A 25658-nucleotide genomic window follows, 5' to 3' on the forward strand; every position below is an offset into this window, starting at 1 on the left:
GTCAGCCCGCGGGCGTGATCTCGGCGATGTCCATCTCCCACACGGAGTTGTAGACAGCGCCCTCGACCTGGTCGGAGGAGGCGATGTTGCGACCGGGCACGATCATCGGAACGAACGGACCCTCGGCCTGCATGGCCTCGGCGAACTCGGTGAACGCGTTGGTGCGCAGCGCGGGGTCGGTTGCGGTGGCAGCGCCTGCGGCGAGACCGGCGATCTCGGGGTTGGCGTCAGCGGTCCAGCCCGAACGCAGGCCCACCTTCAGGCCCGGTGCGAACGGCAGGAAGTTGGCCGAGTCGGCGTAGTCGGGACCCCAGAACCACAGTCCGAAGCCCTCCTTGCCGTTGACGTAGGCGTCGAGCTCGGTGGCGAACGGCGCGGGCGCCAGTTCGACGTTCACACCGGCATCCTTCAGCTGTGCCTGGATGCGCTCGGCGAGCGGGGTGAACTCCACGCCACCGACCGGGTAGTCGTTCGGGAACTGCAGGGTGAGGGTCTGGCCGGTGTAGCCGGCGGCCTCGAAGGCCGCGGCGGCCTTGTCGAGATCCTGCGTGATGCCCTCGTCCAGGGCGCCCTCGAATCCGGGCGGGATGACGCCGGTTGCCTGCACGGAGCCCGCACCGGCGAGTTCGAGCAGAGCCGGGTAGTCGAGTGCGTAGCGGATGCCCTCGGCGAGCTTCACGTTCGCCAGGTCGCCGTTGATGTCGGCCGACTGGTTCAGCAGCAGGAAGATCGTCTGACCCGAGGGAACCGAGTCGACCGTGATGCCCTCGCCGAGGCCGGCGACCTGGTCACCGTTGAGGTCCATCGCGACGGTCGAGTCGCCACCCTTGAGGTTGGCGAGCTGCGTGGCGCTCTCGCTGACGTTGCGGATGACGACGCGGTCGTACGCGGGCTCTTCGTCGCCGTTGTACTCCTCGTTCGCCTTCAGCACGATCTGCGAGCTGAGGTCGAGGGTGTCGAGCACGAACGGGCCGGAACCGGCCGACGCGCCGTCAAGGAAAGCCTGCGCGCTGTCGGTGCCATCGGTGGCACCGCCGTTCTCGATCACGACATCGGCGTTGACGATGCCCAGTGCGGGGTTGGCGAGGATGGCCGGCAGCTGCAGCAGCGGCGTCTCGGTGGTGAAGCTGATCGTCTTGGCGTCGACCTCTTCGATGGTGACCCCGCCGAGCAGGAAGTTCGGCTTGGCGTCGGTCATGCCCTGGATGCGCTGCAGCGAGAACACGACGTCCTTCGCCTCGATCGGCGAGCCGTCCGAGAAGACGCGACCGTCTTCGAGCGTGAAGGTGAACTCGGTGGCGCCGTCGTTGGCCTCCCACGATGCGAGTCCGGGGACCGGGGTCGAGACGTCGGAGCCCTCGAAGTCGACCAGGGTCTCGTAGATCGCCTTGGCGACCATGTTGCCGGTCGGGTCGTAGGTGTGCCCCGGGTCGGCGGTCTCGACCGAGAACGCGGTGTCGATGACAAGCGAGCCACCGGCGGAGTTCGAGCCGCCCGTGTTGCCGCTGTTGGCGGAGTTTCCTCCCGAGCAGCCGGTGATAGCGAGGAGCGACACCGCTCCGAGGGCAATCGCCGACTTGCGCAGCGTCGACAGCATGGATACCTCCATTGGCAGGGATGTGGGGTGCGGTCGACTCGGGTGTGGACGACCGTGTTCACATTCGCATGATGTGCGACGATCTGTCCAATGACTAACGTCATACAGACGAAACTTGTCGAACCAATGAAGGTGGGAATGCAGAATGTCCAGCACTGATGCGGAACGGGCGCGCGATTCTGGACGAAGTGCCACTCCCTTGGATGCTGTCTCATACCGAATCCTCGAACTTCTGCGCGAGAACGGACGGATTTCGATCGCAGCTCTCGCCGAGAAGGTGGGCATCTCGCGGGCGAACGCCTACGCCCGCGTCGAGGCACTCGTCAACGACGGGGTGATCAGCGGATTCAGCGCGCGCGTCGACCCGGCCCGCGCCGGGCTGTCGATCGGAGCCATGATCTTCGTCACGGTGCATCCGCAGGCCTGGGCGTCGTTCCGTGCGCAGATCGCCGAGATGCCCGATATCGAGTACTGCGCGGTGACGACCGGTGAGCACGATGCGATGCTGCTCATTCGCGCCACCGATGTCAGCGGTGTGCACGAGTTCTCGACCGGGGTGATCGCCCAGCTGCCCGAGGTGCGCACGGTGGTCAGCGTCGTGGTTCTGGACGAAGTGATCCGCCGGCCCTACCTGCTGCCGACGGATCTGCCCGAGCGAAGCCTCGAGGTTCCGCTGGGGATGACGCGGTGGACGCCGGCGAGCGCCGGCCGCAACACGCTGCCACCGCGCTGAAGAGATGATCCCCCGCGCCGAGGCGCGGGGGACGGGAATGTCAGGCGGCGGTCTCGACGCAGACGCTCAGCTGAGGTGCGCCGTGCATCTCGTAGTGCTCGATCAGCTTCAGCATCCCGTCGTCGTCGACCTCGATGTCGCTCTCACCGTCTCCGGTGACGACCGAGCCGTCGGCGACGAGCACGTGCACGAACGAGACCCAGATGCGGTCACCGGTGCGGGTTCCGACGAACTTGCCGATCGTGACCGTGTCACCGGTGTAGTCGCCCCAGATGACCCCGTCCTGTTCGAAGTAGCGGAAGACGCTGGGCGCCTCGGGGTTCACGGCCGAGGTGGTCGACGAGACCATCTTGAAGATGCGGCCGTCGAGCGAAGGAAGGGTCTGAGTAACAGTCACCTCTCGATTATCACCGGCCCGCGAAGGTGCCGCGTACGCGGGGTCTGGGGTCGACTGGAGAAAAGCCCGCACCGAGAGGATGCTGGGATCAGTTGCGGCGTCGGTGTGCGGCGCCGCGGGTAGAGGGATTCACAGCCCCTCGGAGAGGAACAGGCATGAAGGCCATCCAGTACCGCGAGATCGGCAAGGGCCCCGAGCTCGTCGAGATCCCGACGCCCGAACCGGGTCCGGGTCAGATCCGATTGAAGGTGACCGCCGCCGGCCTGTGCCACTCGGACTGGTTCCTGATGGATCTGCCCGCTGACCAGTACATCTATCCGCTGCCGCTCACGCTCGGGCATGAAGGCGCCGGCGTCGTCGACAAGCTCGGTGATGGCGTCGAGGGCATCGAACTCGGCGGCTCGTACGCGATCTACGGACCGTGGGGCTGCGGGCAGTGCCACGCGTGCACGCAGGGCAAGGAGAACTACTGCACCCGTGCGGCAGAACTCGGTATCGCCCCTCCTGGGCTTGGTGCCCCGGGTGCGATGGCCGAGTACGTGATCGTCGATGACGCCCGCCACCTCGTGCCGCTGGGTGAGCTCGATCCCGTCGAAACGGTGTCGCTGACCGATGCCGGTCTCACTCCGTACCACGCGATCATGTCGTCGGCGTCGAAGCTGCGCGCCGGTGCGACGGCCGTCGTCATCGGCGCGGGCGGCCTGGGTCACGTGGGCATCCAGGTGCTGCGCGCGGTCTCGCCCGCCACGGTCATCGCGCTCGACATCAACGATGAGAAGCTGTCGTTGGCGCGCGAGGTGGGTGCTCACCACACGCTGATGTCGGACGAATCGGCGGTCGCGAAGATCCGCGAGCTGACCGGCGGAGTGGGCGCCGAGGCGGTGTTCGACTTCACGGGCATGCAGGCGACGCTCGACATCGCGCGGCAGGTCGTCGCGGTCGATGGAGACATCCAGATCGTCGGCATCGGCGGCGGGCTGCTGCCGACCGGGTTCTTCTCGACGCCGTTCGGCGCGTCGGTGCGGGCTCCCTACTGGGGCAGCCGCAGCGAGCTGGTCGACGTGCTCGACCTCGCCCGCACGGGCTCGGTGGGCGTGCACGTCGAGCGCTACACGCTCGATTCCGCCGTCGAGGCGTACGGCAAGCTGCACAGCGGCGCGGTGCGCGGCCGCGCGGTCGTCGTTCCCTGAGACCGAGTTCTCTGACGCTGATCGGATGCCCCGGGCTCGCGGCCGTCGTGCCGCGGGCCTGGGTGCGTCCTGGCGAGAACGCGGCCGCGCGCACCGCTCACGCCACGGTGCCCCGCGGCACGATCCAGCGGTGCGCGAACTCGGGATGCACCCGCGCGATGTTCTCGAAGTCGGCGTCGTAGTGCACGACGGCGACCTGCTGTTGGGAGTTCGTGTGGCGAATCGCCGTGGCCGCGATCTGCAGGTCACTGACGCCGACAGATCGGCCGATCCCCTCAGCGAACAGCCCCGCCTGCAGGTCGACGGCGAGCTCGGCGACCCGGGCATCGGGCGGCAGGAAGATCTTGGCCGCGTGATTCGCCCGCACGAGCGTGGCATGCACATGCGCCGAGCGCGCCGAGTATCCCTCTTCCAGCAGCTGCGGCAGACAACTGCCGAGGTCACCGGTGTCGAGGAGCGCCCCCAGCGCCGCCGCGACCTCAGTCGAGCGGTGCACGCGTTGCACCACAGAGTTGTCAACCAGGTGGATGACCTTCACCGTTGGGCGCCCTCGGTCACCTCTGTTCGGTCGAGTTCGATGGCCGCTCCCCCGCGAAGCAGGTCGATATAGCCGAGCGCTGCACCTCGGCGTGCGGCCTGCGCCAGTGCTTCGTTCACCGCGGCTTTCTTCGTCGTCGCGCCGGTCAGTTCCATGACGCGAGCGAGCAGGTCGTCGTCGACATCGATGAGCGTCTTGGTCATGGCATCATCCTTTGGCTTATATCCGAATAGCTTTCAGTATATATCCGCGGGTCACCGTCAAGGTCGTCCCACCCGGGTACCGTGGGTGCCATGGATTGGATCGCCGATGTCTCGCAGGGTGACTGGCTGCGCCCGCTGCTCGATGAGGGCTACGGCACCATGCACGGGGTCGTGCCGCGCGGCTACGGCGCCTACGCGCGCGTCTTCCACCCCGCTGTCGTGCGGTCGCTGCCCGGTCGCGCGGTTCCCACGCAAGCGGAGTACGAGCGGATGCCCGCTGCCGAGGCTCGGGCGCTGATCGACCAGTACGTCGATCGGCCGGCCACGTGGGCCGACGCGGCGGACGCGTTCGGCTCCGTCATGCACCCGCTCGCGCAGTGGCAGCGCATCGTGCGCACCCCACCCGAGGGGGACTGGAACACGCGCGTCGCGCCGGACGGGCGTGAGTTCTCCGCACCCATGGAGGGCGAGATGGAGCCGGCGCAGCTCGCCCGGATCGCCGCGCACCTCGCCACGCACACCGAGACTCCGGATGCTGGTGTCGCCGCCGTCTGGGCGGGATACGGCGGGCTTCTCGGGTACTACGGTCACGCGCCGTCGCCCGCTATCGGGTCGTCCTCGTCCGAGGACGACCCCTCCGGCACACCCGACGCGCAGGCGCTCGCGCATCAGGAGATGCTGGCGCGCAGCATCCACGATCCCTTCAACAATGTGTTCCGCAAGCCGACTTGGCAGCCCGGCATTCTCTCGGATGAGATCTCGAAGGGCCCGCAGCTCGAGTTACCCGACCGGGAGTACGTGCTGTTCTCGGCGCCACCGGCGGCGTTCGTCAACCCGGCGTGGATTCTCGACGCGACCTGGCGCGACCGGCCCGGCGAAGAGCACGGGTTCGCGCCGTCGGCGCAGCATCCGAACATCCTGTGGCCGACCGATCGCGCCTGGGTGATGGTCAGCGAGATCGACTTCGACTCGACGATCGTGGCCGGTTCGGCCGAGCTGATCGCGGCGCTGTGCGCCGATCCGCTGCTCGAGGCCGCACCGATCCCGGTCAACGCCGACCTGAGTTGGCAGGCCGATCTCATCAACCGGTGACGACGACGCCTACGCCGACGCCGCCAAACCGAAGTGCTGCAGTTCGGGCTCTGTCAGCATCCGCGATCGGATCAGGAACCGTTTGCCGGTCGGTCCTTCCACACTGAACCCGGCACCGCGCCCCTCGACGGCGTCGATGGTGAGGTGCGTGTACTTCCAATACTCGAACTGCGACTCCGACATGTAGACCTCGATGGGGTCGAGCCCGTCGACGTCGAGGGTGCCGAGCAGCACGTCGCTCGGACCGGTCACGAACATGCCGATCGGGTAGCACATGGGCGACGACCCGTCGCAGCATCCGCCCGACTGATGGAACATCAGCGGGCCGTGCTGCGCCGTCAGCTGCCGCAGCAGGGCCGCCGCGTCGTCAGACACGGCGACCCTGCTCACCTGATCGGGCATCAGAAGAATCCCATCGGACCTTCGGCGTACGACACCAGCAGGTTCTTCGTCTGCTGGTAGTGGTCGAGCATCATCTTGTGGTTCTCGCGGCCGATGCCCGACTGCTTGTACCCGCCGAACGCGGCGTGCGCCGGGTACTGGTGATACGTGTTGGTCCACACACGGCCCGCCTCGATGGCCCGGCCCGCACGGTAGGCGGTGTCACCGCTGCGGCTCCAGACGCCGGCACCCAGACCGTACAGGGTGTCGTTGGCGATCGAGATCGCGTCGTCGTAGTCCTTGAAGCTGGTCACCGACAGCACCGGGCCGAAGATCTCCTCCTGGAAGATGCGCATGTCGTTGGTGCCCTCGAAGACGGTCGGGGCGACATAGTAGCCCTCGCTCAGGTCGCCACCGAGGTCGACCCGCTCGCCACCGGTGAGCAGGCGTGCACCACCCTGCTTGCCGATGTCGATGTAGCTGAGGATCTTCTCGAGCTGGTCGTTCGAGGCCTGAGCGCCGATCATGGTGTTCTTGTCGAGCGGGTTGCCCTGAATGACCTTGCCGACGCGCTCGAGGCCGTCCGAGATGAAGCCGTCGTAGATCGACGCCTGGATGAGCGCACGCGACGGGCACGTGCAGACCTCGCCCTGGTTGAGGGCGAACATCGTGAAGCCCTCGAGCGCCTTCTGGTAGTACGGGTCGCTGGTCGAGCTGGCCACGTCTTCGAAGAACACGTTGGGCGACTTGCCCCCGAGCTCGAGCGTGACCGGGATGAGGTTCTGCGAGGCGTACTGCATGATCAGGCGGCCCGTGGTGGTCTCGCCGGTGAAGGCGACCTTGCGGATGCGCTTGTGCTGGGCGAGCGGGGCGCCGGCCTCGATGCCGAAGCCGTTGACGATGTTGACGACGCCGGCCGGCAGCAGGTCACCGATGATCTCGAACAGGAAGAGGATGGATGCCGGGGTCTGCTCGGCAGGCTTGATGACGATGCAGTTGCCGGCGGCAAGGGCGGGAGCCAGCTTCCACACGGCCATCAGGATCGGGAAGTTCCACGGGATGATCTGGCCGACGACGCCGAGCGGCTCGTGGAAGTGGTACGCGACGGTGTTCTCGTCGAGCTGGCTGATGCCGCCCTCCTGCGCGCGAAGCACGCCGGCGAAGTAACGGAAGTGGTCGATCGCGAGGGGGATGTCGGCGGCGAGCGTCTCGCGCACGGGCTTGCCGTTCTCCCAGGTCTCGGCGACGGCGATCTTCTCGAGATGCTGCTCCATGCGGTCGGCGATCTTGTTCAGCACCACAGCGCGCTGGGCGGGGCTGGTCTTGCCCCAGCTCGCGAATGCCTGCCAGGCCACGTCGACCGCACGGTCGACGTCTTCGGCGGTTCCGCGGGCGACCTCGGTGAACGGCTTGCCGTTGACGGGGCTGATGTTCTCGAAGTACTGCCCCTTGAGCGGCTCGACGAACTCTCCGCCGATGTAGTGCCCGTAGCGGGCGCGATAGTTCGCGATGGCCCCGGCCTGCCCGGGTGCGGCATAGGTCGATGAGGTCTCTTCGACGATGGTCATGGTGTCTCCTTCGACAAGGCGGCGTCAGCGCCGCGGGTCCCTGTGCGAAGAAACCTACGCCCGGCCACGTTGCACGCCGATGCGCTACGTTGCATCGGGTTGCATGCGTCGGATGCCCGCGGCGGGCGCTACGCCCGGTCGAGCTTCTCGATGCGGGCGACCAGCCCGGGACGGCGCGGCGACCTCGCCGGCAGCATCTCCAGGCACAGGCGCAGCACGGCGGCATCCGATGCGCCTTCGGGGATCTCGGCGTACGCGAGCAGCACCTCGACGCTGGCCTCGGTGAGCATCGTCTCGCGCAGCACGCCCCGCAGGCTCTCGCGCAGTTCGATCACTCCCGGCGCCTCGGAGTCGGGTAGCACCGGGCCGCGGTAGGCCGACAGTGCTACCCGGTGGGCGCCACGATCGAGCAGTGAGAGCACGTTCTGCGCATCGGTGTCGAGGGCGATCGGCAGGCGGTACGGGCGCGACTGCGGCACGAGCTGGGGCGAGATGCGTTCGAGCACCTTGCGCAGGCGCACCATCTCGGGGCGCAGGGTGTCGGCGGTCGACCCCTCGCCGTAGACGAGCTCGGCGAGCCTGTCGGCCGACAGTCCCTGCCGGTGAGTGGCGAGCATGAGCAGGATCTCGGCGTGGCGCGCGCTGAGGTCGATGACGATCTCGGTGTCGGCGCCGCTCACGTCGAGGCGCGCCCGGTCGCGGCCCAGCACGTGCAGTTGCACGCGCTGCGGCGTCTCGCGCACGGTGCGGCGAGGGCGCACCGATGCTGGCTTCTTGCCTCGGGAGTCGCCTCCCTGGGCCCGCGCCCGCAGGCGCGACACCATCAGCTCAGACTCCACGGCCCGAGCGGTGGCATCCACCAGCATCCGTGCCTGCGGGGTGACCGCCTCGTCACCGCCGGTGACGTCGATGACCCCGAGCACGCGACGCGTCTCGGGGTCGAACACGGGCGCAGCGGTGCAGGACCACGGCTGCACGAGCCGGTTGTAGTGCTCGGCCTGTCGGATCTGCACGGATTCTCCGAGCGTCAGCGCGGTGCCGGGGGCCGAGGTACCCACGGCCGCCTCTGACCAGTTCGCCCCTTCGACGAAACCCATCTCGCCCGACAGCATCCGCTGCTGAAGGTCTCCCTCGACCCACAGCAGCCGTCCGGCGTGGTCGCCGACGGCGACCACCACGCCCGAATCGTCGGGGGCGCCGGGCAGCAGCAGGGTGCGGATCAGTTCGATCGCGCCGGCGAGCGGATGCCCGGTGCGGTAGGTCTCGAGCGCTTCGGGCGTGAACTCCAACGGCGGCAGACCTTCGGCGCCCACGCGGTCCTGCCAGGCGCGTTGCCATGAGGCCCGCACGAACGGGCGTACCTGTTCGAGACGGCGGTCGTCGAGATTACCGGCGACGAGCTCTTCATGGGCTCGCTCGATGATCAACCGGGAGGTCTCCGGCGGGTTCTCACGCGATGACGACCAAGGTGAGGGCACTGAACTCCGATCAACGCTGACGGTGTGCTCAAGTGTAGGTCGGAAAGCGGCTTCGCGGCCGGTGAATGCGCCGTGAGCGGATCAGTCGCGCGCGGCCCACCAGTCGCGCAGGCGCTGCTCGGCGACATCGGCGCCGAGAGGGCCCTCATCGAGGCGGATGTCCATCAGGAACCGGTACGCCTCGCCGACCTCGCGGCCCGGCTTGATGCCGAGGATCTGCTGGATCTGGTTTCCGTCGAGGTCGGGGCGGATGCTGTCGAGCTCCTCCTGCTCGCGGAGTTCGACGATGCGTCGCTCGATGTCGTCGTAGGCCGAAGCGAGCCGTGCCGCCTTGCGACGGTTGCGGGTCGTGACATCCGCGCGCACCAGGATGTGCAGGCGCTCGACGAGGTCACCCGCGTCGCGCACGTACCGGCGCACGGCGCTGTCGGTCCAGGCCCCTTCGGCGTAGCCGAAGAAGCGCAGGTGCAGCTCGACCAGCTTGGCGACAGCATCCGTCGTGTCACCGTCGAAGCGCAGCGCCTGCAGACGCTTGCGCGCCATGCGCGCGCCGACCACATCGTGGTGGTGGAAGGTGACTCCCCCACCGGCCTCGAGCTTGCGCGTGCGGGGCTTGCCGATGTCGTGCAGCAGCGCCGCCAGGCGCAGCGGCACGTCGGGGGCGGCGTCGGGGTTGCGGCTCTTCTCGAGCGCGATCGCCTGCCGCACCACGGTCAGCGAGTGCTCGTAGACGTCTTTGTGATGGTGGTGCTCATCGACCTCGAGGCGCAGCGCGCTGACCTCGGGCAGGAACTGCTCGATCAGGCCGGTATCGACGAGAACGCGGATGCCGCGCACGGGGTCGTCGGTCTGCATGAGCCGCACGATCTCGCCCTGGATCCGCTCGGGGCTGACGATGCTCAGCGTGCCGCGCAGACGCTCGATCGCGGCGAAAGTGGCCTCGTCGAGGGCGAAGTCGAGCTGCGCGCTGAAGCGCGCCGCGCGCAGCATCCGCAACGGATCGTCACCGAAGCTCACGTCGGGATCGATCGGAGTGCGCAGGATGCCGCCGATCAGGTCTTCGACGCCGCCGGTCGGGTCAACCAGTCGCGGTCCCGGCGCGACCTCGGTGCCCTCAGCGGTCGGGGTGACCTGCAGGGCCATCGCGTTGACGGTGAAGTCGCGACGCTGCAGGTCGCCGTCGATGCTGTTGCCGAACTCGACGACCGGCTTGCGAGTGGTGCCGTCGTAGCTGTCGGCGCGGTACGTGGTGATCTCGACCTGCTCGGCGGGACCGCCGGGGTTCTGCACGCGCGCACCGATGGTTCCGAAGGCACGGCCGATGTCCCACTGGGTGGTCGAGATGGGCGTGACGATCCGCAGGATCTCGTCGGGCTGCGCGTCGGTCGTGAAGTCGAGGTCGTTGGTCGCGCGCCCCAGCAGGGCGTCGCGCACCGGACCACCGACGACGGAGAGCTCGTAGCCCGCTTCGGCGAACGCCGTCGACAGGGTGGCGACGACGGGATGCGCGGCAAGCGCGCCGAGTCGGGACAGTCCCTCGGCCATATTGAGCATGGGTTCCAGATTACCGGCTGGTGTCCTCAGGCCCCGGCGGGCCGCTGAGGGCGCCCCAGCATTCCGCGCAACAACAGGCCCGGTGCGGTGGCGTGATCCAGAGCGGTTGGCGGTGCCTGCGGCTCTCCCGCGCCGAGCGCCCACTCGTCCAGGCCTCGCAGCATGCCGAAGGTCGCCGCGGCAAGGGCGTCGACGGGCACGTCTTCACGAACCGCTCCGGTGCGCACGCCCATCCGCAGCACCTCGGCGACCCAGGAGTGCACGGCGTCGAGCAGAGCGGTGCGCGCATCGACGGCCCCGGCCGCGGGCAGGTAGAAGATGCGCCCGAGCAGTCCGAGCGCGGGATCGGCCGCGGCCAGCTCGCCGAGATCGGTGAGCACGGCGTCGAGGCGGGGCCAGAAGTCGGCACCCGAGAACAGTTCGGGCGCCGGTGGGACCCAGTGCGTGCGCACGTCGGCGATCAGGGTCTCGACGACGGCGTCGAGCAGCTCTGCCTTCGAGCCGACCGCGTGGTAGAAGGAGCTCTTGCTGATGCCGGCCGCCTGGATGATCCGGTTCAGCGACGCCCCCTCGTAGCCGACCGAGGCGAACTCGGCGACGGTCGCCTCGATGAGGCGGTCGCGGTGGTGTCCGGTGAGCGTTGCCATGCGGTCAGCCTACTGGACCAGTCAGTCCAGAGAGCGTACAGTGAACACTGGACCAGGTGGTCCAGAGGAGGAACATGCTCACCGATACCCCGCTCGACGCCCAGATCACGGCGCAACGGAACGATCGCTTGAGAGTGCTCATCGTGGGCGCCGGCGTCGCCGGCATCACGCTCGCGCAACTGCTGCGCCGGGATGGGCTGCACCCGGTGCTCGTCGATCGGATGCCCGAGATGAACCACCCCGGTTACATGCTCGCCCTCATGCCGACGGTCGATCAGGCCTTCGTCGACCTCGGCGTGCACGACGACTATCTCGCCGCGGGCACCCCCATGGAGCGCTACGCGTTCCGTTCCCACCGCGGCACGATGTTGCGCTCCGATTCGATGAGCGACCTGCTGCGCGTCTACGGCTCCTACAACGGGATCTCACGGGGAGCCCTGATCGACGTGCTGACCGAAAGCGGATGCCCGGTGACGTTCGGCACCACCGTGCAGCAGGTGATCGATCGCACGGCCCGTTTCGTCGACCGCGACGGGGCTTCCACCGGTGAGGCGGAGTTCGATCTGATCGTGGGTGCCGATGGCATCCGCTCGCACATGCGGTCTGTGCTGGGTTCACCCGCGCCGCAGGTGGTCAGGACGGGCTGGTCGGGCTGGGTCGGGTGGGCGGAGGATCTCAGCGACCCGACGCTCGGTGAAGAGATCTGGGGCAACGGGTTCTTCCTCGGCGCCTACCCCGTGAAGGGTCGACTGGGCGTGTTCCTCGGCGGCCCGGACGCCGATCTCTCCGACGGACCGGCGGCGTTCGCCGCCTCCATCCGGCGGCGGGTCGATACCCTCGGGCCCCGTCTGGAGGCATCGTTGCGAGCGATCGAGGCGGCTCCGGATCCGTATCTGTGGCGGCTCGACGACGCCCGCGCCGCGCGATGGGTGTTGCCCGACGGGGTGCTGCTCGGCGATGCGGCCGCGGGCTTCCTGCCCACGGCCGGGATCGGCGCCGGGATGGCGATCGAGGCGGCTTGGATGCTGGGCAGGATGCTCGCGCACGCCGACCGCGAGTCGCTGCTGGCACTGCTCGAAGCATGGGAGCGGGTGGAGCGGCCGCGCGTCGAGGCGGCACAGTCGAATTCGCGGATGCTCGCGAGGCTCATGTTCCGGCGCGGACGAATACTCGCCTGGCTGCGTGAGACCACGCTTCGACGACTGAGCGTGCGGGCCGTGCTGGGACCGATCGTCAAGCTCGTCGCCGGACGGCCCGATCCCGACGCCGTCGCCCACCAGGCGTTGCGAGGAACTCGGTCATAGCGGCCGGCACACGCCCCTCCCCGCGACGGCGCTTGCTGGGGGTGTCGGCGAAGATCGCCGTCACCTGATGGTGTCTCCCTGCACAGGCCCTTCCGTGTTGGGCTGCCATCCCAGCGCGGGCGCGACATGTGTTGCGAACGCCTCCAGCACGTGCAGGTTGTACTCCGGGCCGAGCTGGTTGGGGATCGTGAGCATCAGGGTGTCAGCCGCCATCACGGCCTCGTCGGCCTTGAGCTGCTCGATGAGAACGTCGGGCTCGGCCGCGTAGGTCTTGCCGAAGGTCGATCGCAAGCCGTCGATCACACCGACCTGGTCGCCGTTCTCGGCACTGCGCAGACCGAAGTACGCGCGGTCGCGGTCGTCGATCAGAGGGAACACGCTGCGGCTCACCGACACCCGGGGCGCACCGGTGTGGCCGGCCTGGCGGTAGGCGGCACGGAACTGATCGATCTGCTCGCGCTGCAACTCGTGAAATGGTTGCCCGGTCGCCTCGGTGACCAGCGTCGAGCTCATCATGTTCAGCCCCATGCGGCCGGTCGTCTCGGCGGTGGCGCGTGACCCCGACCCCCACCAGATGTGGTCGCGCAGGGTCGGCGACTGCGGCTCGATCGCCAGGTAGTGCCCGGCCCCGACGGTGCGCGGGTCACCGGGTGCGATCCGCTCGCCCTCGATCGCCCGCAGAAACTGGTCGAACTTCTCGCGGGCCAGCACGCTGCCGCGCTCGCTGTCTTCAGCATCCACGTAGCCGAACGACTCGTAGCCGCGCAGCGCCGTCTCGGGTGACCCGCGGCTGATGCCCAGCGCGATCCGCCCGTCCGCGATGAGGTCCAATGCGGCCGCCTCCTCGGCGAGCTGCAGGGGGTTCTCGTACCGCATGTCGATCACCCCCGTACCCACCTCGATGCGCTGGGTGCGTGCAGCCATCGCCGTCAGCAGAGGCATGGGCGAGGCCGCCTGCCGCGCCCAGTGGTGCACGCGCACGTAGGCACCGTTGACACCGATCTCGTCCGCACCCTGCGCGATCTCGATGGTCTGCCGAAGCATGTCGCCCGCAGTGCGCGTGGCCGAGCCCGGCACTGCGCCGTAGTGCCCGAACGAGAGAAATCCGAACGCCTTCATGATTCATGCAAACGCATGATCATCGGATGCTATTCCGCCGGCAGCAGCAAACCGTCGAGCACCAACTCGCGAAGACGCGGCTCGAGATCAGCCCACAGGTCGGCCAAGGGCACCTCGAACAGGTCGGCGAGCGCCGCGACGATCTGCGCGACGGTGAGCTCGCCGTCGCACGCGCCGACGAGCCCCGCGAGCGCCGGATCGACCCGCACCGTGCGACCGAAACCGCCACCCTGCCGCAGTTCGATCACGCTCGGGTCATCCTCGCCGGGCATGAAGTGCCGCGCCTCGGTGACATCGGGGGCGACGAGCAGTCGCTCGGGAACACCGTGCGCGAGGGCGTCGTGCGCCTGAAGGCCCCGGCCGAGCGCCCGACCGAGATCGGTGACCGGCTGCGCCGCCGTCTCGAACCGGCGCAGCACCGCCGCCCCCGCCGACGGGCGGCGAAGCACGATGTATCCGAACCCGACGGCGGTCACGCCGCGGTGGTCGAAGTCGTCCAACCACGCGGTGAGCAGGCGGGTGAACTCGTCGTCGCGCGGCAGCGTGCCGCCGTCACGGATCCACAGTTCGGCGTAGCCGAGGGGACTCAGCTCTTCGCGCTGGATCACCCAGGCATCCAGATCATCGTCGACCCACGAACGCACCCGGTCCAGGCCCGTCACGTCAGCGGAGGACTCCCAGTTGCCCAGCAGCTGCGCCACCCCACCGGGAGAGAGATGCGTCGGCACCTCGCGCAGGAAGCGCTCGACCAGGGCGTCGCCGATGAGTCCGCCATCGCGGTACTCATAGGCGGGAACACCCGCGACGCGCGGCGTGATCACGAACGGCGGGTTCGAGACGATCAGATCGAACGACTCGCCCGCGACGGGCTCGAACAGGCTCCCCAGCCGGAACTCGATGTTGCGCACACCATTGAGGTAGGCGTTGAGTTCGGCGTAGGCCAGTGCGCGCTCCGAGATGTCGGTGGCGACAACCGCGCCGGCATGACGAGAGACCAGCAGGGCCTGGATGCCACAGCCCGTGCCGAGATCAAGCGCGCGCTCCACGGGCGTCGGGATGACGAGTTCGGCCAGCGTGCGCGACGCACCGCCCACGCCGAGCACGTGATCGGCGGGCAGTGCCCCTCCGAGCGCGCCCTCATCGAGATCGCTGGCGATCCACCATTCGCCCACGCCGTCGGCATCCACGAACGACTGCGGAGTGATCAACGCCAGTGGCGCGACCCGATCGTCTTCCCGCGCGGCCAGCCCCATCGCCACAAGTCCGTCGATCCCCGTGCGCGGCAGCGCGCGCTCGACGACGGGAAGCGCCTGCGGCATCCCGAGCACCCAGAACCGGCCCAGCGTTGACAGCGGATCATCCCGGTCGGCCAGTGCCCGCAGGATCGGTGCGCGTAGCCCCCGGGCGAGCGCGTCGTCGGCCTCGCTCCCCCACAAGGTGCGCAAAGCATCCGAGCGGAAGTCGGCGGCATCCAGATCGGCGGCGAGGGCCTGCGCGAGAACGAGATCAGGGCGGGGGCGGGAGTGGTCCGGCACGGGCGTCACTCTACGCGCCTTCAGGGTTTCGCACGGCTTCCCGCCTAGACTCGGGGGCGTCGTCCTCGCCGCTTCCTTGGCGTCGACGGCCCCGATCATGACCACGACGCACCCTCGCGAAGCCTCACGCCCGCGCGCGCGCCGGCTGTTGAGCCGCCTCGCCGCGGCGATCGTCGTCGGCACCCTCGCCTTCGGTGGCGCGTCCGCGGCATCCGCCGACGACGAGACGGATGCTCCCACACCGGCCGACCCCATCGTGCACTTCTCGGTGTCGACCGGATCGGGCACGCCCATTGAACCCGATGGCCCGTTGGTGAGCACGATCACCCTCGCGAATGACACCGGTTCGACACTCACCGCGGGCTCGGTGGCCCTACAGATCGGCCGCGACGCCCTCACCAACCGTGAGGCCCTGGATCACTGGCTGGACGAGGGCACCACCAGTGGCACGTTCCATACGCTGGCGACCGAGCCGACCCCGGTCATCGACCGGGAAACGACCGACACGATGACCGTCGTCGTGGATGCCGTCGAACTCGGCGACCTCGACGAGGGCGTGTATCCGATCCGGGCGCGGCTCTCGGGCGCTTCAACGGCGGTGGCCGGCGGAGAATCCCTACAGTGGAACCTCACCGCGAGCACCGTGCTGGTGATCGCCGAATCGGGTGGGCGCGACAGTGCCGTCCTCGTCCCGATCACGGCGACTCCCGAGAACGGTTCGCTGCTCACTGCCGACGAGCTCTCGGCGCTCACCGCCGAGGGTGGCGCCCTCGCCGGCCAGCTCGATGCGGTCTCAGGCACGACCGCCGTGCTGGCGATCGACCCGGCGATCCCGGCCGCGATCCGGATTCTCGGAACCCGGGCCCCCGACACCGCGACACGCTGGCTGAGCGAGCTCGAAGCGCTGCCGAACGAAGTGTTCGCCCTGCAGTTCGGTGACGCGGATGCCACGGTGCAGGCTCACGCCGGGTTGCCCGAGCCCCTCGCCACCCCTGACCTGACTCCACTGCTGCTGGCCGATGACTTCCCGCCGGCGGAACAGCTCGTCGACGCCACCCCCGCGCCCACGTCCACGGCGGATGCCGAAGCGACCTTGCCCGACAACGAGCAGCTCACGACCCTCATCGGCGCCGAACAGGGCCTGCTCTGGCCGCGGTCAGACGTCACCACGGCCGACCTGGCGGTGTTCGGCGACTACTTCGGCGAGGACGTCACAACGATCCTGCCCTCGACGTCGTTCATCGGTGCGTCAGCAGGACGCATGACCGTCGACGGTCACGACGCTCTGGTCGCCGATGCGACAGCATCCGCTCGTCTCTCAGCCGCCGTCGAGGCGACCGATCCCGCCGTGCTCGATCGGGAGCTCACCGCCGCGGCCGGCCACCTGTTCTTCGCGGCCGGCGGTGCGACCCCCACGATCCTGACTCTCGACCGTTCCGAGACGCGATCGCCCTCTGCCGTGCGCGCGGCTCTCAGCGCTTTCGCCTCGCCCGCTGTCACGCTCGATGAGCTGCGGGCAGCGCCGCCGTCATCCGCGACGCCGACGCGGGCCGATTCCATCGACCGCGTCCCCGGGCTGAACGCGATGCTCGCCGATGAGGAGCGACTCACCGAGTTCGCCACCATTCTCACCGAGCCCGCGCAACTGCTCAGTCCCACCCGCATCCGCGTTCTGCGCGCAATCGGGGTCGGACTGGACGACGCCGCGTTCACGGCCGCCGTCGCTGCTCAGGAAGAGCGGGCGCGCACCACCCTCGATGCGGTGGGCATCCAGCAGCCCAAGCCCGTGCAGCTGTTCACGTCTGCGGCGCCCCTGCCGGTGTGGGTGCGCAACGATCTGCCATGGGACGTGAACCTCTCACTGCTCGGCACGCCGTCAGACCTGCGCCTCGACATCCAACCGGTCACCGAGGTAACGGCACCCCCGGCGGGCAGCACCCGTGTCGACATCCCGATCGAGGCCCGCGTCGCCAGCGGCGACGTGCAGGTGACCTTCCGTCTCACCAGCCCCACTGGTGTCCCGATCGGCCAGGCGGCGACCGCCGACGTCACGCTGCGCGCCGACTGGGAGGGCATCGGCCTTGGCATTCTCGGCGGCGTGATCGCGCTGCTGCTCGTGCTCGGAACGATCCGCACCGTGCGCCGACGGCGCACACAATCGGATGCTACCGACGAAGCCGAACCCGCAACCGACGACGCAGGAGAACGATGACCAGTCTCGGCCGCGCCAGCGCCATCCTCGGAGCCGGCACCCTGATCTCACGCGTCACCGGCCTGATCCGGACCATCGTCCTCGTCGCGGCGATCGGCAGTATCGGTCAGGCCAGCGACGCGTTCGCTGTCGCGAACCAGCTGCCGAACAACGTCTTCACGATCATCCAGACCGGCATCCTCACCGCCGTGATCATCCCGCAGATCGTGCGATCGGCCAGCCACAAAGACGGCGGCAGCGCCTACATCTCGAAGCTGTTCACGCTCGGCACCGTCGTCTTTCTCATCGTCACCGCCCTGGCGATGGTCATCGCTCCGTGGCTGGTCGCGCTGTACGTCGAATCCTGGTCGCCAGAGCAGCTGGCACTGGGCACCGCGTTCGCGTACTGGTGCCTCCCGCAGATCTTCTTCTACGGCCTGTACGCGCTGATCGGCGAGACCCTCAACGCCAAACGGGTGTTCGGTCCGTACACGTGGACCCCGGTCGCCAACAACATCATCTCGATCGCCGGGTTCCTGATCTTCATCGCACTCTTCGGCGGCAACCAGAACACCGTCGGCGCGTGGGATCCGACGATGATCGCCGTGCTCGGCGGCACAGCCACGCTCGGCATTGCTCTACAGGCAGGACTGCTGCTGTTCGCCTGGCGGCGCACGGGTCTCAGCCTGCGCCCCGACTTCCGCTGGCGCGGTGTGGGCCTGCGACAGGTCGGGGGGCTCGCGGGCTGGACCTTTCTGATGGTCATCGCCGGTCAGATCGCGGGCCTGATCCAGACGCGGGTCGTCTCGGACGCGTCCGGCGAGCACCCGTCGACGGCGTTGATGATGGCCGCCTGGTTGGTGTTCATGCTGCCCTACTCGATCTTCGCGATCTCGATCGGCACCCCGTACTTCACCCAGATCGCTGAGCACGCCGCCGAGGGGCGCAACGACGAGGTGCGCAGCGACGTCGCCCAGTGCATCCGTGCCGTGTCGCTGTTCGTCGTCGGTTCGGGAGTGTCCCTGGCCGTCGCTGCCGTCCCCGCCACCCGGATATTCACCGACAGCGCTGAGCAGGCCGTACAAGCCGCGCCCGTGCTGGTCTGCTACCTGGTCGGGCTGCTGCCGTTGTCGGTGCTGTTCATCGTGCAGCGCGCGTTCTACGCCTACGGCGACACTCGCACACCGTTCCTGTTCACCCTCGTGCAGGTCGCACTGATCATCGGCTTCTCGTACATCGCCGCCGCCGTCGCCCCACTCAGCCAGCTCGCCGCCGCTGTCGCCCTGGGGCAGTCGCTGGCCGGACTCGTGCAGACGATCATTGCCATCTGGATCCTGCGCAAACGCCTCGGCGGACTTCAGCTGCCGCAGACCCTGCTGTCGCTCGGACGCTTCTTCATCGCCGCGATCCCGGCCGGCTTCGCCGGGTGGGGCCTGTACGTGCTGATGGGTGCCGGCGAGGGCTGGACCGCCGGGCAGACCGGTAACACCCTTGTCGACAAGCTCTTGGGTGCCGTCGGCACCGGCGTGGTCGGACTGGCCGCCGTCATCGTCTACGGCATCGTCCTGCTGTTGCTGCGCGCCCCCGAGCTGTCAGCGGTGACGCGCCTCGCCCGCCGCTTCCTGCCCTCGCGCTGATCCGAAGCTGCTCTCCCCGTACCCAGCGGGCGGGAATGTCGCGCGGTTACGATTGGTTCTATCCAGTCGGTGCGGATATTCCAGCATCCGCGATCAAGGAGAGCACATGCGTCAGGTCATCATCATCGGCTCCGGTCCCGCTGGGTTCAGCGCGGCCATCTACGCGGCGCGCGCAAATCTGCAGCCGCTTCTGATCGCGAGCAGCGTGCAGGTCGGCGGTGAGCTGATGAACACCACCGATGTCGAGAACTTCCCCGGCTTCCCCGAGGGCATCCTCGGCCCCGACCTGATGACCAAGATGCAGGAGCAGGCCGAGAAGTTCGGCACCGAGATCGTGTACGACGACGTCGTCGAGCTCGACGTCGACGGCCCCGTCAAGAAGGTCACGCTCGGCGGTGGCGCCGTGCATGAAGCATCCACCATCATCTACGCGACAGGCTCGGCCTACCGCAAGCTCGGCATCGAGGGCGAAGAGCGCCTCTCGGGCTACGGCGTCTCATGGTGCGCGACCTGCGACGGCTTCTTCTTCCGCGAGAAGACCATCGCCGTGGTCGGCGGCGGCGACTCCGCCATGGAAGAGGCGACGTTCCTGACCCGTTTCGCGTCGAAGGTGTACGTCATCCACCGCAAGGACACCCTGCGCGCCTCGAAGATCATGCAGGAACGCGCGTTCGCGAACGACAAGATCGAGTTCATCTGGAACACCGAGGTCGCCGAGGTGCTCGGTGGCGACGCCGTCTCGGGCGTGCAGCTGCGCTCGACCGTCGACGGATCGCTGCGCGACCTCGAGCTCGACGGACTGTTCATCGCGATCGGCAACGACCCGCGCACCCACCTGGTGCACGACAAACTGAAACTCACCGAAGACGGCACGATCTGGGTCGACGGTCGCTCGTCGCGCACCTCAGTGCCGGGCATCTTCGCCGCCGGCGATGTCATCGACCCCACCTACCGTCAGGCGGCAACCGCCGCCGGCTCGGGTGTCGTCGCCGCCCTAGATGCTGAGCACTTCATCGCCGACCTCGAAGACGCTGCGGCAGCCACGCCGTCCGCCGCTGAGGTCCTCGCCGGCTGAGGCCGGGAACATTCCGTCCACGCCCGGCGTTCGACCGGGTGACACCGAACAAGGAGATGCAATGACTGCCAAGGCAACCACGCAGGCCACCTGGGAACAGGACGTGCTGCAGGCCGATGGTCCGGTGCTGGTCGACTTCTGGGCGGCATGGTGCGGTCCGTGCCGCATGGTCGCACCGGTGCTCGACGAGATCCAGTCCGAGAACCCCGAGAAGATCACCATTCTCAAGCTCAACGTCGACGAGAACCCCGACCTCGCGATGAAGTACCAGATCACCTCGATCCCCGCGATGAAGGTGTTCCAGGGCGGCGAGGTGAAGGCGACCATCATCGGCGCCAAGCCCAAGCCCGCACTCCTGCAGGATCTCGCGCCGTTCATCGGCTGATCCTCCCCTGATCGACGAAAGCCCGCCACCTCTCGAGGTGGCGGGCTTTCGTGTTCTCGGATGCTGTCGTTCGGCGTTCAGTGGCGCAGTCCGTGTTCAGTGGCGCAGGCCGTACCGCGGCTCAGGCGGCGAGCATCCGCCACACGGTGGGACTGAGCTCGGGGTACTCCAACGCGATGCGGCGCAGGACGCCGTCGTTCCATCCGCGGTCCGCGATCGTGCCGCCCTGATCGGCTGCGACGTCGGCGCGCAGTAACAACACGACCAGTTCGTCGGTCGTGGGAAGCTCGCTCATGAAGTCCCACGGGTCCTCACCGAAGCGCAGACGCTCGTGCACGAGCACCGACCGCTCATCGGCGGCCTCGGCGCGCAGCACCTCTAGGCTGGCTCGGCGCGGAAAGTCATCACTCACCCATCAAGCCTACGCGCGATGACGAGCACCCCGGCGTTGCACGATCACTTCCTCGGTCATCGATTCGAGCTCGCGCCCCTTGGTCTCGGCGACCTTGAAGTACACGAAGAAGAACGACAGCAACGCGAAGAACGCGTAGAAGCCATACGCAAACGTCAGACCGATCTCAGCGAAGGCCGGGAACGTGGTCGAGATGAAGAAGTTCGCCACCCACTGAGCGGCCGCAGCGACCGCGAGAGCCCCCGCGCGGATCGAGTTCGGGAACATCTCCCCCAGAAGCACCCAGACCAGCGGCCCCCACGTCGCCCCGAAGAAGACCACAAAGGCGTTCGCCGAGACCAGCGCGATCGTCGACCACGGCTCGGCCAGCGCGACCTCGCCTGCAGCATCCACCGTCCCGAACGAGAACGCCACGGCCATCAAACCCAGGGTCGCCGCCATGCCGATCGATCCGACCATCAGCATGAGGCGACGACCGACGCGATCGACGAGCAGGATCGCCACGATCGTCACGACGATGTTCGTCACCGACGTGATCACGGTGATCGTCAGGGCATCGGACTCATCGAAGCCAACCGATCGCCACAGCGTCGTCGAGTAGTAGAAGATCACGTTGATGCCGACGAACTGCTGGAACACACTCAGCAGGATGCCGACCCACACGATCGGCTTGAGTCCGAAACGGTGGCCCCGCAGGTCGCGCAGCGACTCCTGCCGCTCGGTGTTGATCGTGCCGGTGATCTCGTCGATCTTCGCGCCGACGTCGATCTCACCGGTGACATCCGTGAGCACCTGCCCGGCGCGCTCGAGATGGCCACGCGCGACCAGATAGCGCGGCGACTCGGGCAACCGCAGGGCCATGAGTCCGTAGACGAGAGCCGGGATCGCCTCGGCCATGAACATCCATCGCCACGCCTGCAGGCCCCACAACGAACCGGCCGCTCCCCCGGCGAAGTTGGCGAGCATGGCATCCGACAGCAGTGCGACGAAGATGCCCGTCACGATCGCGAGCTGCTGCAGCGAGCCGAGGCGGCCGCGCACCCGCGCCGGTGACACCTCGGCGATGTACGCCGGCGCGATCACCGACGCCGCGCCCACACCCAGGCCGCCGATCACACGCCAGACGATCAGATCGATCACACCGAACGCCAGGCCGGAACCGATGGCCGAGATGAAGAACAGCACCGCTGCGGTGACCATCGTCGGCACGCGGCCGAACCTGTTTGCGAGGGGTCCTGCAAACCAGGCACCCAGTGCGCAACCGATCAACGCCGACGAGACGGCGAAGCCCTTCAGCGCGACACCGAGATCGAAGGCGTCAGACAGGGCATCCACGGCGCCGTTGATCACGGCCGTGTCGAATCCGAATAGGAATCCACCGAGCGCGGCGGCGATACTGACGCCGATCACACGGCCGTGGATCGCGCCCGGTTGCCTTGCGTGAGGTTGCCTTGCGTCAGCCATCATTCCCCCCGGTGCGATCGACAGTGTGCAGGTGCCCGGATACTATCCGAGCCGACCCGCTCACGGAAGAGCGTTCTCGGGGGGCGATGCGTCAGCGGCTGCCGTACTCCTCTTCGCCGAGCTCGGCGAGAATCCGGTTCAGGTCCTGGATCGAGGCGAACTCGATCTTGACCTGGCCCTTGCGCGCGCCCAGCGCGATCTGCACGCGGGTGTTCAGACGGTCACCGAGCTTGGTCGACACCTCGTCGAGGTATGCACGGCGGGCGCCGGCCTTCGGCTTGACGGAGCGCGACGAATCGGCCGGAAGGCTCTTCGCCGCCGCCTCGGTGGCACGCACCGAGAGATCCTCGTTCACAACCTTGTCGGCCAGACGCTGCATCTGCTCAGGGTCGTCGACCGAGAGAATCGCGCGTGCGTGGCCGGCCGAGAGCACACCGGCAGCAACACGCTGCTGCACCGGAACGGGAAGACGCAGCAGACGGATGGTGTTGCTGATCTGCGGGCGCGACCGACCGATGCGAGTGGCCAGCTCTTCCTGCGTGATCCCGAAGTCCTCGAGCAGCTGCTGGTAGGCGGAGGCCTCTTCTAGCGGGTTGAGCTCCGAACGGTGCAGGTTCTCGAGCAGTGCGTCGCGCAGCAGATCCTCATCGGCGGTCTCGCGCACGATTGCGGGGATCGCCTCGAGGCCGGCCTCGCGTGCGGCGCGCGTGCGCCGCTCCCCCATGATCAGCTCGTACTCGCCACCGCTGTTGCGGCGAACGACGACGGGCTGCAGAACGCCGAACTCCTTGACGCTGTGCACGAGCTCAGCGAGGTGGTCCTCGTCGAAGTGGGTGCGCGGCTGGCGGGGGTTGGGGACGATGAGCTTCGGGTCGACCTGGATCAGGCGGATGCCCGGGATCTCTGCGAGGGCGGCGTCGGCGTCTGTGGCGGTCTCGTCTGTAGCATCCGAGGTCTTGGCCGGACGCGCGGTCTTTGCCTTGGTCTTGGCATCCGCGGCGTCGGGAGCGACCGTCTCGGTCGCGATTTTGACGTTGCCGGGGAAGAACACGTCGACCGGGCGTTCGGTCTGATCTGCTGTCGGAATGAGCGCGCCGATGCCCCGTCCGAGTCCAGTGCGTTTGGCCATCATGCTCCCTTGTTCTGAGCGGATTGCTGACCCCGCTGAGCGATTTCCACTGCTGCCTCCCGATACGCGACCGCGCCGGCAGATGTGCCGTCGTACGCGATGACGGTCTGTCCGAAGCTGGGAGCTTCCGAGACGCGCACTGACCGTGGGATCACGGCGTCGAGAATCTGCTGCGGGAAGTGAGCGCGTACCTCGTCGGAGACCTGCTGCGCCAGACGCGTGCGGGCGTCATACATCGTCAGGAGGATCGTCGAGAGGGTGAGGTCGGGGTTGAGGTGCTTCTGGATCATCTGGATGTTCCCGAGCAGCTGGCTCAGGCCCTCGAGCGCGTAGTACTCGCACTGGATCGGGATGAGCACCTCGGTCGCCGCGGTGAAGGCGTTGATCGTGAGGAGTCCGAGCGAAGGCGGGCAGTCGATGATCACGACGTCCTTCGGGTTCTCACGCAGGTAGATCTCGAGCGCGCGCCGCAGGCGGAACTCACGCGCGACCTGCGACACCAGTTCGATCTCAGCGCCGGCGAGATGAATGGTGCTCGGTGCGCAGAACAGGTTCGGCGACTCGGGGCTCGGCTGGACGATCTCGCCGAATGGCTGGTCGTTGATCAGCACGTCGTAGATGCTGGCGGTCTCGGCGGTGTGCGTCACACTCAGTGCCGTGGAGGCGTTGCCCTGCGGGTCAAGGTCGATCACGAGGACTCTTGCGCCGAGCTCGGCAAGTGCGGATGCCAGGTTGACGGTCGTCGTCGTCTTTCCGACTCCGCCCTTCTGGTTCGACACCGTGAAGATTCGGGTGTCACCGTCGAAGGAGACCTTGACCTTGCTGAGGGCTTTGCGTCGGGAGGCCAGATCAGCCAGCTCCCGCGCGAGCGGGGTATCCATCCCGAGATCGGTGTTCGGCGATGCGTTGTCGGATGGTTTCACGTGAAACATCGACTCCTTTCGGGACCGTCATCCACTCTAACCGAGGCAGCTGTCTGCTTCGGTCATTTGAGCGCGGCTCCGACCCGGTCATTGAGCGAGGAGCGAAGCACCGAGACGAAATGAGCCTGCGCCCTCGAGGGATACTCGTCTCGAATCGCTTCGCTCGCTCAACGTCCGAGTCCTCTCGCCCGGTCATTGAGCGAGGAGCGAAGCGACGAGACGAAATGCCCGACTTCCGTTGCGATGCGTTTCGACTCGCTTCGCTCGCTCAACGACCGTGACCACCGCGCGTTTCACGTGAAACACCACCCGGTCATTGAGCGAGGCGCGAAGCGACGAGACGAGACGAGACGAACTGAGCCTGCGCCCTCGAGGGATACTCGTTTCGACTCGCTTCGCTCGCTCAACGTCCGAGTCCTCTCGCCCGGTCATTGAGCGAGGAGCGCAGCGACGAGACGAAATGCCCGACGCCCGCTGCAATGCGTTCCGATTCGCGCAGCTCGCTCAACGACCGTGCGTGCGGTCATTGAGCGAGGAGCGAAGCGACGAGACGAAATGCCCGCCTCCACAGGGCGCACGTTTCGACTCGCTCCGCTCGCTCAACGACCGAGTCCCCTCCCCTGTCAAACCTCCCCGCAGGCGCCCGGCGATGGCTGCCGTTTCACGTGAAACACCACCGGTCATTGAGCGAGGAGCGCAGCGACGAGACGAAATGAGCCTGCGCCCTCGAGGGATACTCGTTTCGACTCGCTTCGCTCGCTCAACGTCCGAGTCCTCTCGCCCGGTCATTGAGCGAGGAGCGCAGCGACGAGACGAAATGCCCGCCTCCACAGGGCGCACGTTTCGACTCCCTTCGCTCGCTCAACGACCGTGACCACCGCGCGTTTCACGTGAAACACCACCCGGTCATTGAGCGAGGAGCGCAGCACCGAGACGAAATGAGCCTGCGCCCTCGAGGGATACTCGTTTCGACTCGCTTCGCTCGCTCAACGCCCGAGTCCTCTCGCCCGGTCATTGAGCGAGGAGCGAAGCGACGAGACGAAATGCCCGCCTCCACAGGGCGCACGTTTCGACTCCCTTCGCTCGCTCAACGACCGTGACCACCG

General features: G+C 67.7%; 23 protein-coding genes. 8 read left to right on the plus strand and 15 right to left on the minus strand.

From position 1 onward, the window contains the following. Position 1 precedes the first annotated feature (1 nt). A complete protein-coding gene (locus ACLD0U_RS08800) occupies positions 2–1597 on the minus strand; it encodes an ABC transporter substrate-binding protein (protein WP_206550900.1) in 1596 nt (531 codons plus the stop codon). Between the two features lie 145 nt (positions 1598–1742). On the opposite strand from ACLD0U_RS08800, the gene ACLD0U_RS08805 reads away from it, so the two are divergent. Then, positions 1743–2330 (plus strand): Lrp/AsnC family transcriptional regulator, encoded by a 588-nt coding sequence (locus ACLD0U_RS08805; RefSeq protein ID WP_410340393.1) that lies wholly within the window; start codon positions 1743–1745, stop codon positions 2328–2330. 40 nt (positions 2331–2370) lie between these two features. On the opposite strand, the gene ACLD0U_RS08810 is transcribed toward ACLD0U_RS08805, so the two are convergent. Continuing rightward, complete coding sequence (locus ACLD0U_RS08810) at positions 2371–2727, minus strand: hypothetical protein (protein ID WP_274367950.1); 357 nt, start codon at positions 2725–2727, stop codon at positions 2371–2373. 155 nt (positions 2728–2882) lie between these two features. On the opposite strand from ACLD0U_RS08810, the gene ACLD0U_RS08815 reads away from it, so the two are divergent. Beyond that, the gene (locus ACLD0U_RS08815) at positions 2883–3917 is read left to right on the plus strand and encodes an NAD(P)-dependent alcohol dehydrogenase (protein ID WP_206821413.1); all 1035 of its coding nucleotides are present in this window, start codon (positions 2883–2885) and stop codon (positions 3915–3917) included. A 97-nt stretch (positions 3918–4014) separates the two neighbouring features. Here ACLD0U_RS08815 and ACLD0U_RS08820 read toward each other — a convergent pair whose 3' ends face one another. Further along, a complete protein-coding gene (locus ACLD0U_RS08820; RefSeq protein WP_410340394.1) occupies positions 4015–4455 on the minus strand; it encodes a PIN domain-containing protein in 441 nt (146 codons plus the stop codon). Then, on the minus strand, positions 4452–4658 hold the full coding sequence (locus ACLD0U_RS08825) for a type II toxin-antitoxin system VapB family antitoxin (RefSeq protein WP_410340395.1): 207 nt from the start codon (positions 4656–4658) through the stop codon (positions 4452–4454). Before ACLD0U_RS08825 ends, ACLD0U_RS08820 begins: the two co-directional genes overlap by 4 nt. A gap of 90 nt (positions 4659–4748) precedes the next feature. Here ACLD0U_RS08825 and ACLD0U_RS08830 point away from each other — a divergent pair, with 90 nt between their 5' ends. Beyond that, positions 4749–5750: a hypothetical protein gene (locus tag ACLD0U_RS08830; RefSeq protein WP_410340396.1), complete on the plus strand. Its 1002-nt coding sequence runs from the start codon at positions 4749–4751 to the stop codon at positions 5748–5750. A 9-nt stretch (positions 5751–5759) separates the two neighbouring features. Here ACLD0U_RS08830 and ACLD0U_RS08835 read toward each other — a convergent pair whose 3' ends face one another. The 5 genes from ACLD0U_RS08835 to ACLD0U_RS08855 all read right to left on the minus strand — a co-directional run bounded on the left by ACLD0U_RS08835 (position 5760) and on the right by ACLD0U_RS08855 (position 11378). Further along, a complete protein-coding gene (locus tag ACLD0U_RS08835) occupies positions 5760–6152 on the minus strand; it encodes a DUF779 domain-containing protein (RefSeq protein WP_410340397.1) in 393 nt (130 codons plus the stop codon). Continuing rightward, on the minus strand, positions 6152–7699 hold the full coding sequence (locus ACLD0U_RS08840; protein ID WP_206550896.1) for an aldehyde dehydrogenase family protein: 1548 nt from the start codon (positions 7697–7699) through the stop codon (positions 6152–6154). Before ACLD0U_RS08840 ends, ACLD0U_RS08835 begins: the two co-directional genes overlap by 1 nt. A gap of 128 nt (positions 7700–7827) precedes the next feature. Further along, the gene (locus ACLD0U_RS08845; protein ID WP_206821410.1) at positions 7828–9177 is read right to left on the minus strand and encodes a helix-turn-helix domain-containing protein; all 1350 of its coding nucleotides are present in this window, start codon (positions 9175–9177) and stop codon (positions 7828–7830) included. Between the two features lie 81 nt (positions 9178–9258). Beyond that, positions 9259–10731, minus strand: a complete 1473-nt coding sequence (locus ACLD0U_RS08850; RefSeq protein ID WP_410340398.1) for a CCA tRNA nucleotidyltransferase — start codon at positions 10729–10731, stop codon at positions 9259–9261. A gap of 26 nt (positions 10732–10757) precedes the next feature. After that, positions 10758–11378, minus strand: a complete 621-nt coding sequence (locus tag ACLD0U_RS08855; protein ID WP_410340399.1) for a TetR/AcrR family transcriptional regulator — start codon at positions 11376–11378, stop codon at positions 10758–10760. Between the two features lie 74 nt (positions 11379–11452). Here ACLD0U_RS08855 and ACLD0U_RS08860 point away from each other — a divergent pair, with 74 nt between their 5' ends. Next, positions 11453–12682 (plus strand): FAD-dependent oxidoreductase, encoded by a 1230-nt coding sequence (locus tag ACLD0U_RS08860; protein ID WP_410340400.1) that lies wholly within the window; start codon positions 11453–11455, stop codon positions 12680–12682. A 60-nt stretch (positions 12683–12742) separates the two neighbouring features. On the opposite strand, the gene ACLD0U_RS08865 is transcribed toward ACLD0U_RS08860, so the two are convergent. Beyond that, positions 12743–13801 carry an LLM class flavin-dependent oxidoreductase gene (locus tag ACLD0U_RS08865; RefSeq protein ID WP_410340401.1) on the minus strand — a complete coding sequence of 353 codons (1059 nt, stop codon included), beginning with the start codon at positions 13799–13801 and terminating at the stop codon, positions 12743–12745. Positions 13802–13830: 29 nt separating this feature from the next. Then, the gene (locus ACLD0U_RS08870; protein WP_410340402.1) at positions 13831–15345 is read right to left on the minus strand and encodes a methyltransferase; all 1515 of its coding nucleotides are present in this window, start codon (positions 15343–15345) and stop codon (positions 13831–13833) included. An 88-nt stretch (positions 15346–15433) separates the two neighbouring features. On the opposite strand from ACLD0U_RS08870, the gene ACLD0U_RS08875 reads away from it, so the two are divergent. From ACLD0U_RS08875 to trxA, 4 genes are all read left to right on the plus strand, one after another. Continuing rightward, the gene (locus tag ACLD0U_RS08875) at positions 15434–17548 is read left to right on the plus strand and encodes a DUF6049 family protein (protein WP_410340403.1); all 2115 of its coding nucleotides are present in this window, start codon (positions 15434–15436) and stop codon (positions 17546–17548) included. After that, the gene (gene murJ, locus ACLD0U_RS08880; protein WP_410340404.1) at positions 17545–19164 is read left to right on the plus strand and encodes a murein biosynthesis integral membrane protein MurJ; all 1620 of its coding nucleotides are present in this window, start codon (positions 17545–17547) and stop codon (positions 19162–19164) included. Before ACLD0U_RS08875 ends, murJ begins: the two co-directional genes overlap by 4 nt. A gap of 106 nt (positions 19165–19270) precedes the next feature. Continuing rightward, a complete protein-coding gene (gene trxB, locus ACLD0U_RS08885) occupies positions 19271–20239 on the plus strand; it encodes a thioredoxin-disulfide reductase (protein ID WP_274367961.1) in 969 nt (322 codons plus the stop codon). Between the two features lie 61 nt (positions 20240–20300). Beyond that, positions 20301–20624, plus strand: a complete 324-nt coding sequence (gene trxA, locus ACLD0U_RS08890; RefSeq protein ID WP_410340405.1) for a thioredoxin — start codon at positions 20301–20303, stop codon at positions 20622–20624. A gap of 121 nt (positions 20625–20745) precedes the next feature. Here trxA and ACLD0U_RS08895 read toward each other — a convergent pair whose 3' ends face one another. From ACLD0U_RS08895 to ACLD0U_RS08910, 4 genes are all read right to left on the minus strand, one after another. Continuing rightward, complete coding sequence (locus ACLD0U_RS08895) at positions 20746–21036, minus strand: tryptophan synthase subunit alpha (RefSeq protein WP_179409584.1); 291 nt, start codon at positions 21034–21036, stop codon at positions 20746–20748. Between the two features lie 9 nt (positions 21037–21045). Next, the gene (locus tag ACLD0U_RS08900) at positions 21046–22500 is read right to left on the minus strand and encodes a sugar porter family MFS transporter (protein WP_410340406.1); all 1455 of its coding nucleotides are present in this window, start codon (positions 22498–22500) and stop codon (positions 21046–21048) included. Positions 22501–22591: 91 nt separating this feature from the next. Continuing rightward, positions 22592–23629, minus strand: coding sequence for a ParB/RepB/Spo0J family partition protein (locus ACLD0U_RS08905; protein WP_410340407.1), 1038 nt, complete (start codon positions 23627–23629; stop codon positions 22592–22594). After that, positions 23629–24510 carry a ParA family protein gene (locus tag ACLD0U_RS08910; RefSeq protein ID WP_410340408.1) on the minus strand — a complete coding sequence of 294 codons (882 nt, stop codon included), beginning with the start codon at positions 24508–24510 and terminating at the stop codon, positions 23629–23631. The genes ACLD0U_RS08905 and ACLD0U_RS08910 overlap by 1 nt, the downstream gene beginning before the upstream one ends. Between the last annotated feature and the right edge of the window lie 1148 nt (positions 24511–25658).

The sequence above is a fragment of the Microbacterium sp. 2216-1 genome, from assembly GCF_046507855.1.
In the GTDB taxonomy this organism is placed as follows: domain Bacteria; phylum Actinomycetota; class Actinomycetes; order Actinomycetales; family Microbacteriaceae; genus Microbacterium; species Microbacterium esteraromaticum_C.

Coding starts and splice junctions, on each gene's coding strand:
- ACLD0U_RS08875 (WP_410340403.1), top strand. CDS start 15,434: ATGACCACGACGCACCCTCGCGAAGCCTCACGCCCGCGCGCGCGCCGG.
- trxA (WP_410340405.1), top strand. CDS start 20,301: ATGACTGCCAAGGCAACCACGCAGGCCACCTGGGAACAGGACGTGCTG.
- ACLD0U_RS08825 (WP_410340395.1), bottom strand. CDS start 4,658: ATGACCAAGACGCTCATCGATGTCGACGACGACCTGCTCGCTCGCGTC.
- trxB (WP_274367961.1), top strand. CDS start 19,271: ATGCGTCAGGTCATCATCATCGGCTCCGGTCCCGCTGGGTTCAGCGCG.
- ACLD0U_RS08835 (WP_410340397.1), bottom strand. CDS start 6,152: ATGCCCGATCAGGTGAGCAGGGTCGCCGTGTCTGACGACGCGGCGGCC.
- ACLD0U_RS08910 (WP_410340408.1), bottom strand. CDS start 24,510: ATGGATACCCCGCTCGCGCGGGAGCTGGCTGATCTGGCCTCCCGACGC.
- ACLD0U_RS08815 (WP_206821413.1), top strand. CDS start 2,883: ATGAAGGCCATCCAGTACCGCGAGATCGGCAAGGGCCCCGAGCTCGTC.
- murJ (WP_410340404.1), top strand. CDS start 17,545: ATGACCAGTCTCGGCCGCGCCAGCGCCATCCTCGGAGCCGGCACCCTG.
- ACLD0U_RS08855 (WP_410340399.1), bottom strand. CDS start 11,378: ATGGCAACGCTCACCGGACACCACCGCGACCGCCTCATCGAGGCGACC.
- ACLD0U_RS08800 (WP_206550900.1), bottom strand. CDS start 1,597: ATGCTGTCGACGCTGCGCAAGTCGGCGATTGCCCTCGGAGCGGTGTCG.
- ACLD0U_RS08865 (WP_410340401.1), bottom strand. CDS start 13,801: ATGAAGGCGTTCGGATTTCTCTCGTTCGGGCACTACGGCGCAGTGCCG.
- ACLD0U_RS08900 (WP_410340406.1), bottom strand. CDS start 22,500: ATGGCTGACGCAAGGCAACCTCACGCAAGGCAACCGGGCGCGATCCAC.
- ACLD0U_RS08805 (WP_410340393.1), top strand. CDS start 1,743: ATGTCCAGCACTGATGCGGAACGGGCGCGCGATTCTGGACGAAGTGCC.
- ACLD0U_RS08840 (WP_206550896.1), bottom strand. CDS start 7,699: ATGACCATCGTCGAAGAGACCTCATCGACCTATGCCGCACCCGGGCAG.
- ACLD0U_RS08850 (WP_410340398.1), bottom strand. CDS start 10,731: ATGCTCAATATGGCCGAGGGACTGTCCCGACTCGGCGCGCTTGCCGCG.
- ACLD0U_RS08860 (WP_410340400.1), top strand. CDS start 11,453: ATGCTCACCGATACCCCGCTCGACGCCCAGATCACGGCGCAACGGAAC.
- ACLD0U_RS08905 (WP_410340407.1), bottom strand. CDS start 23,629: ATGGCCAAACGCACTGGACTCGGACGGGGCATCGGCGCGCTCATTCCG.
- ACLD0U_RS08830 (WP_410340396.1), top strand. CDS start 4,749: ATGGATTGGATCGCCGATGTCTCGCAGGGTGACTGGCTGCGCCCGCTG.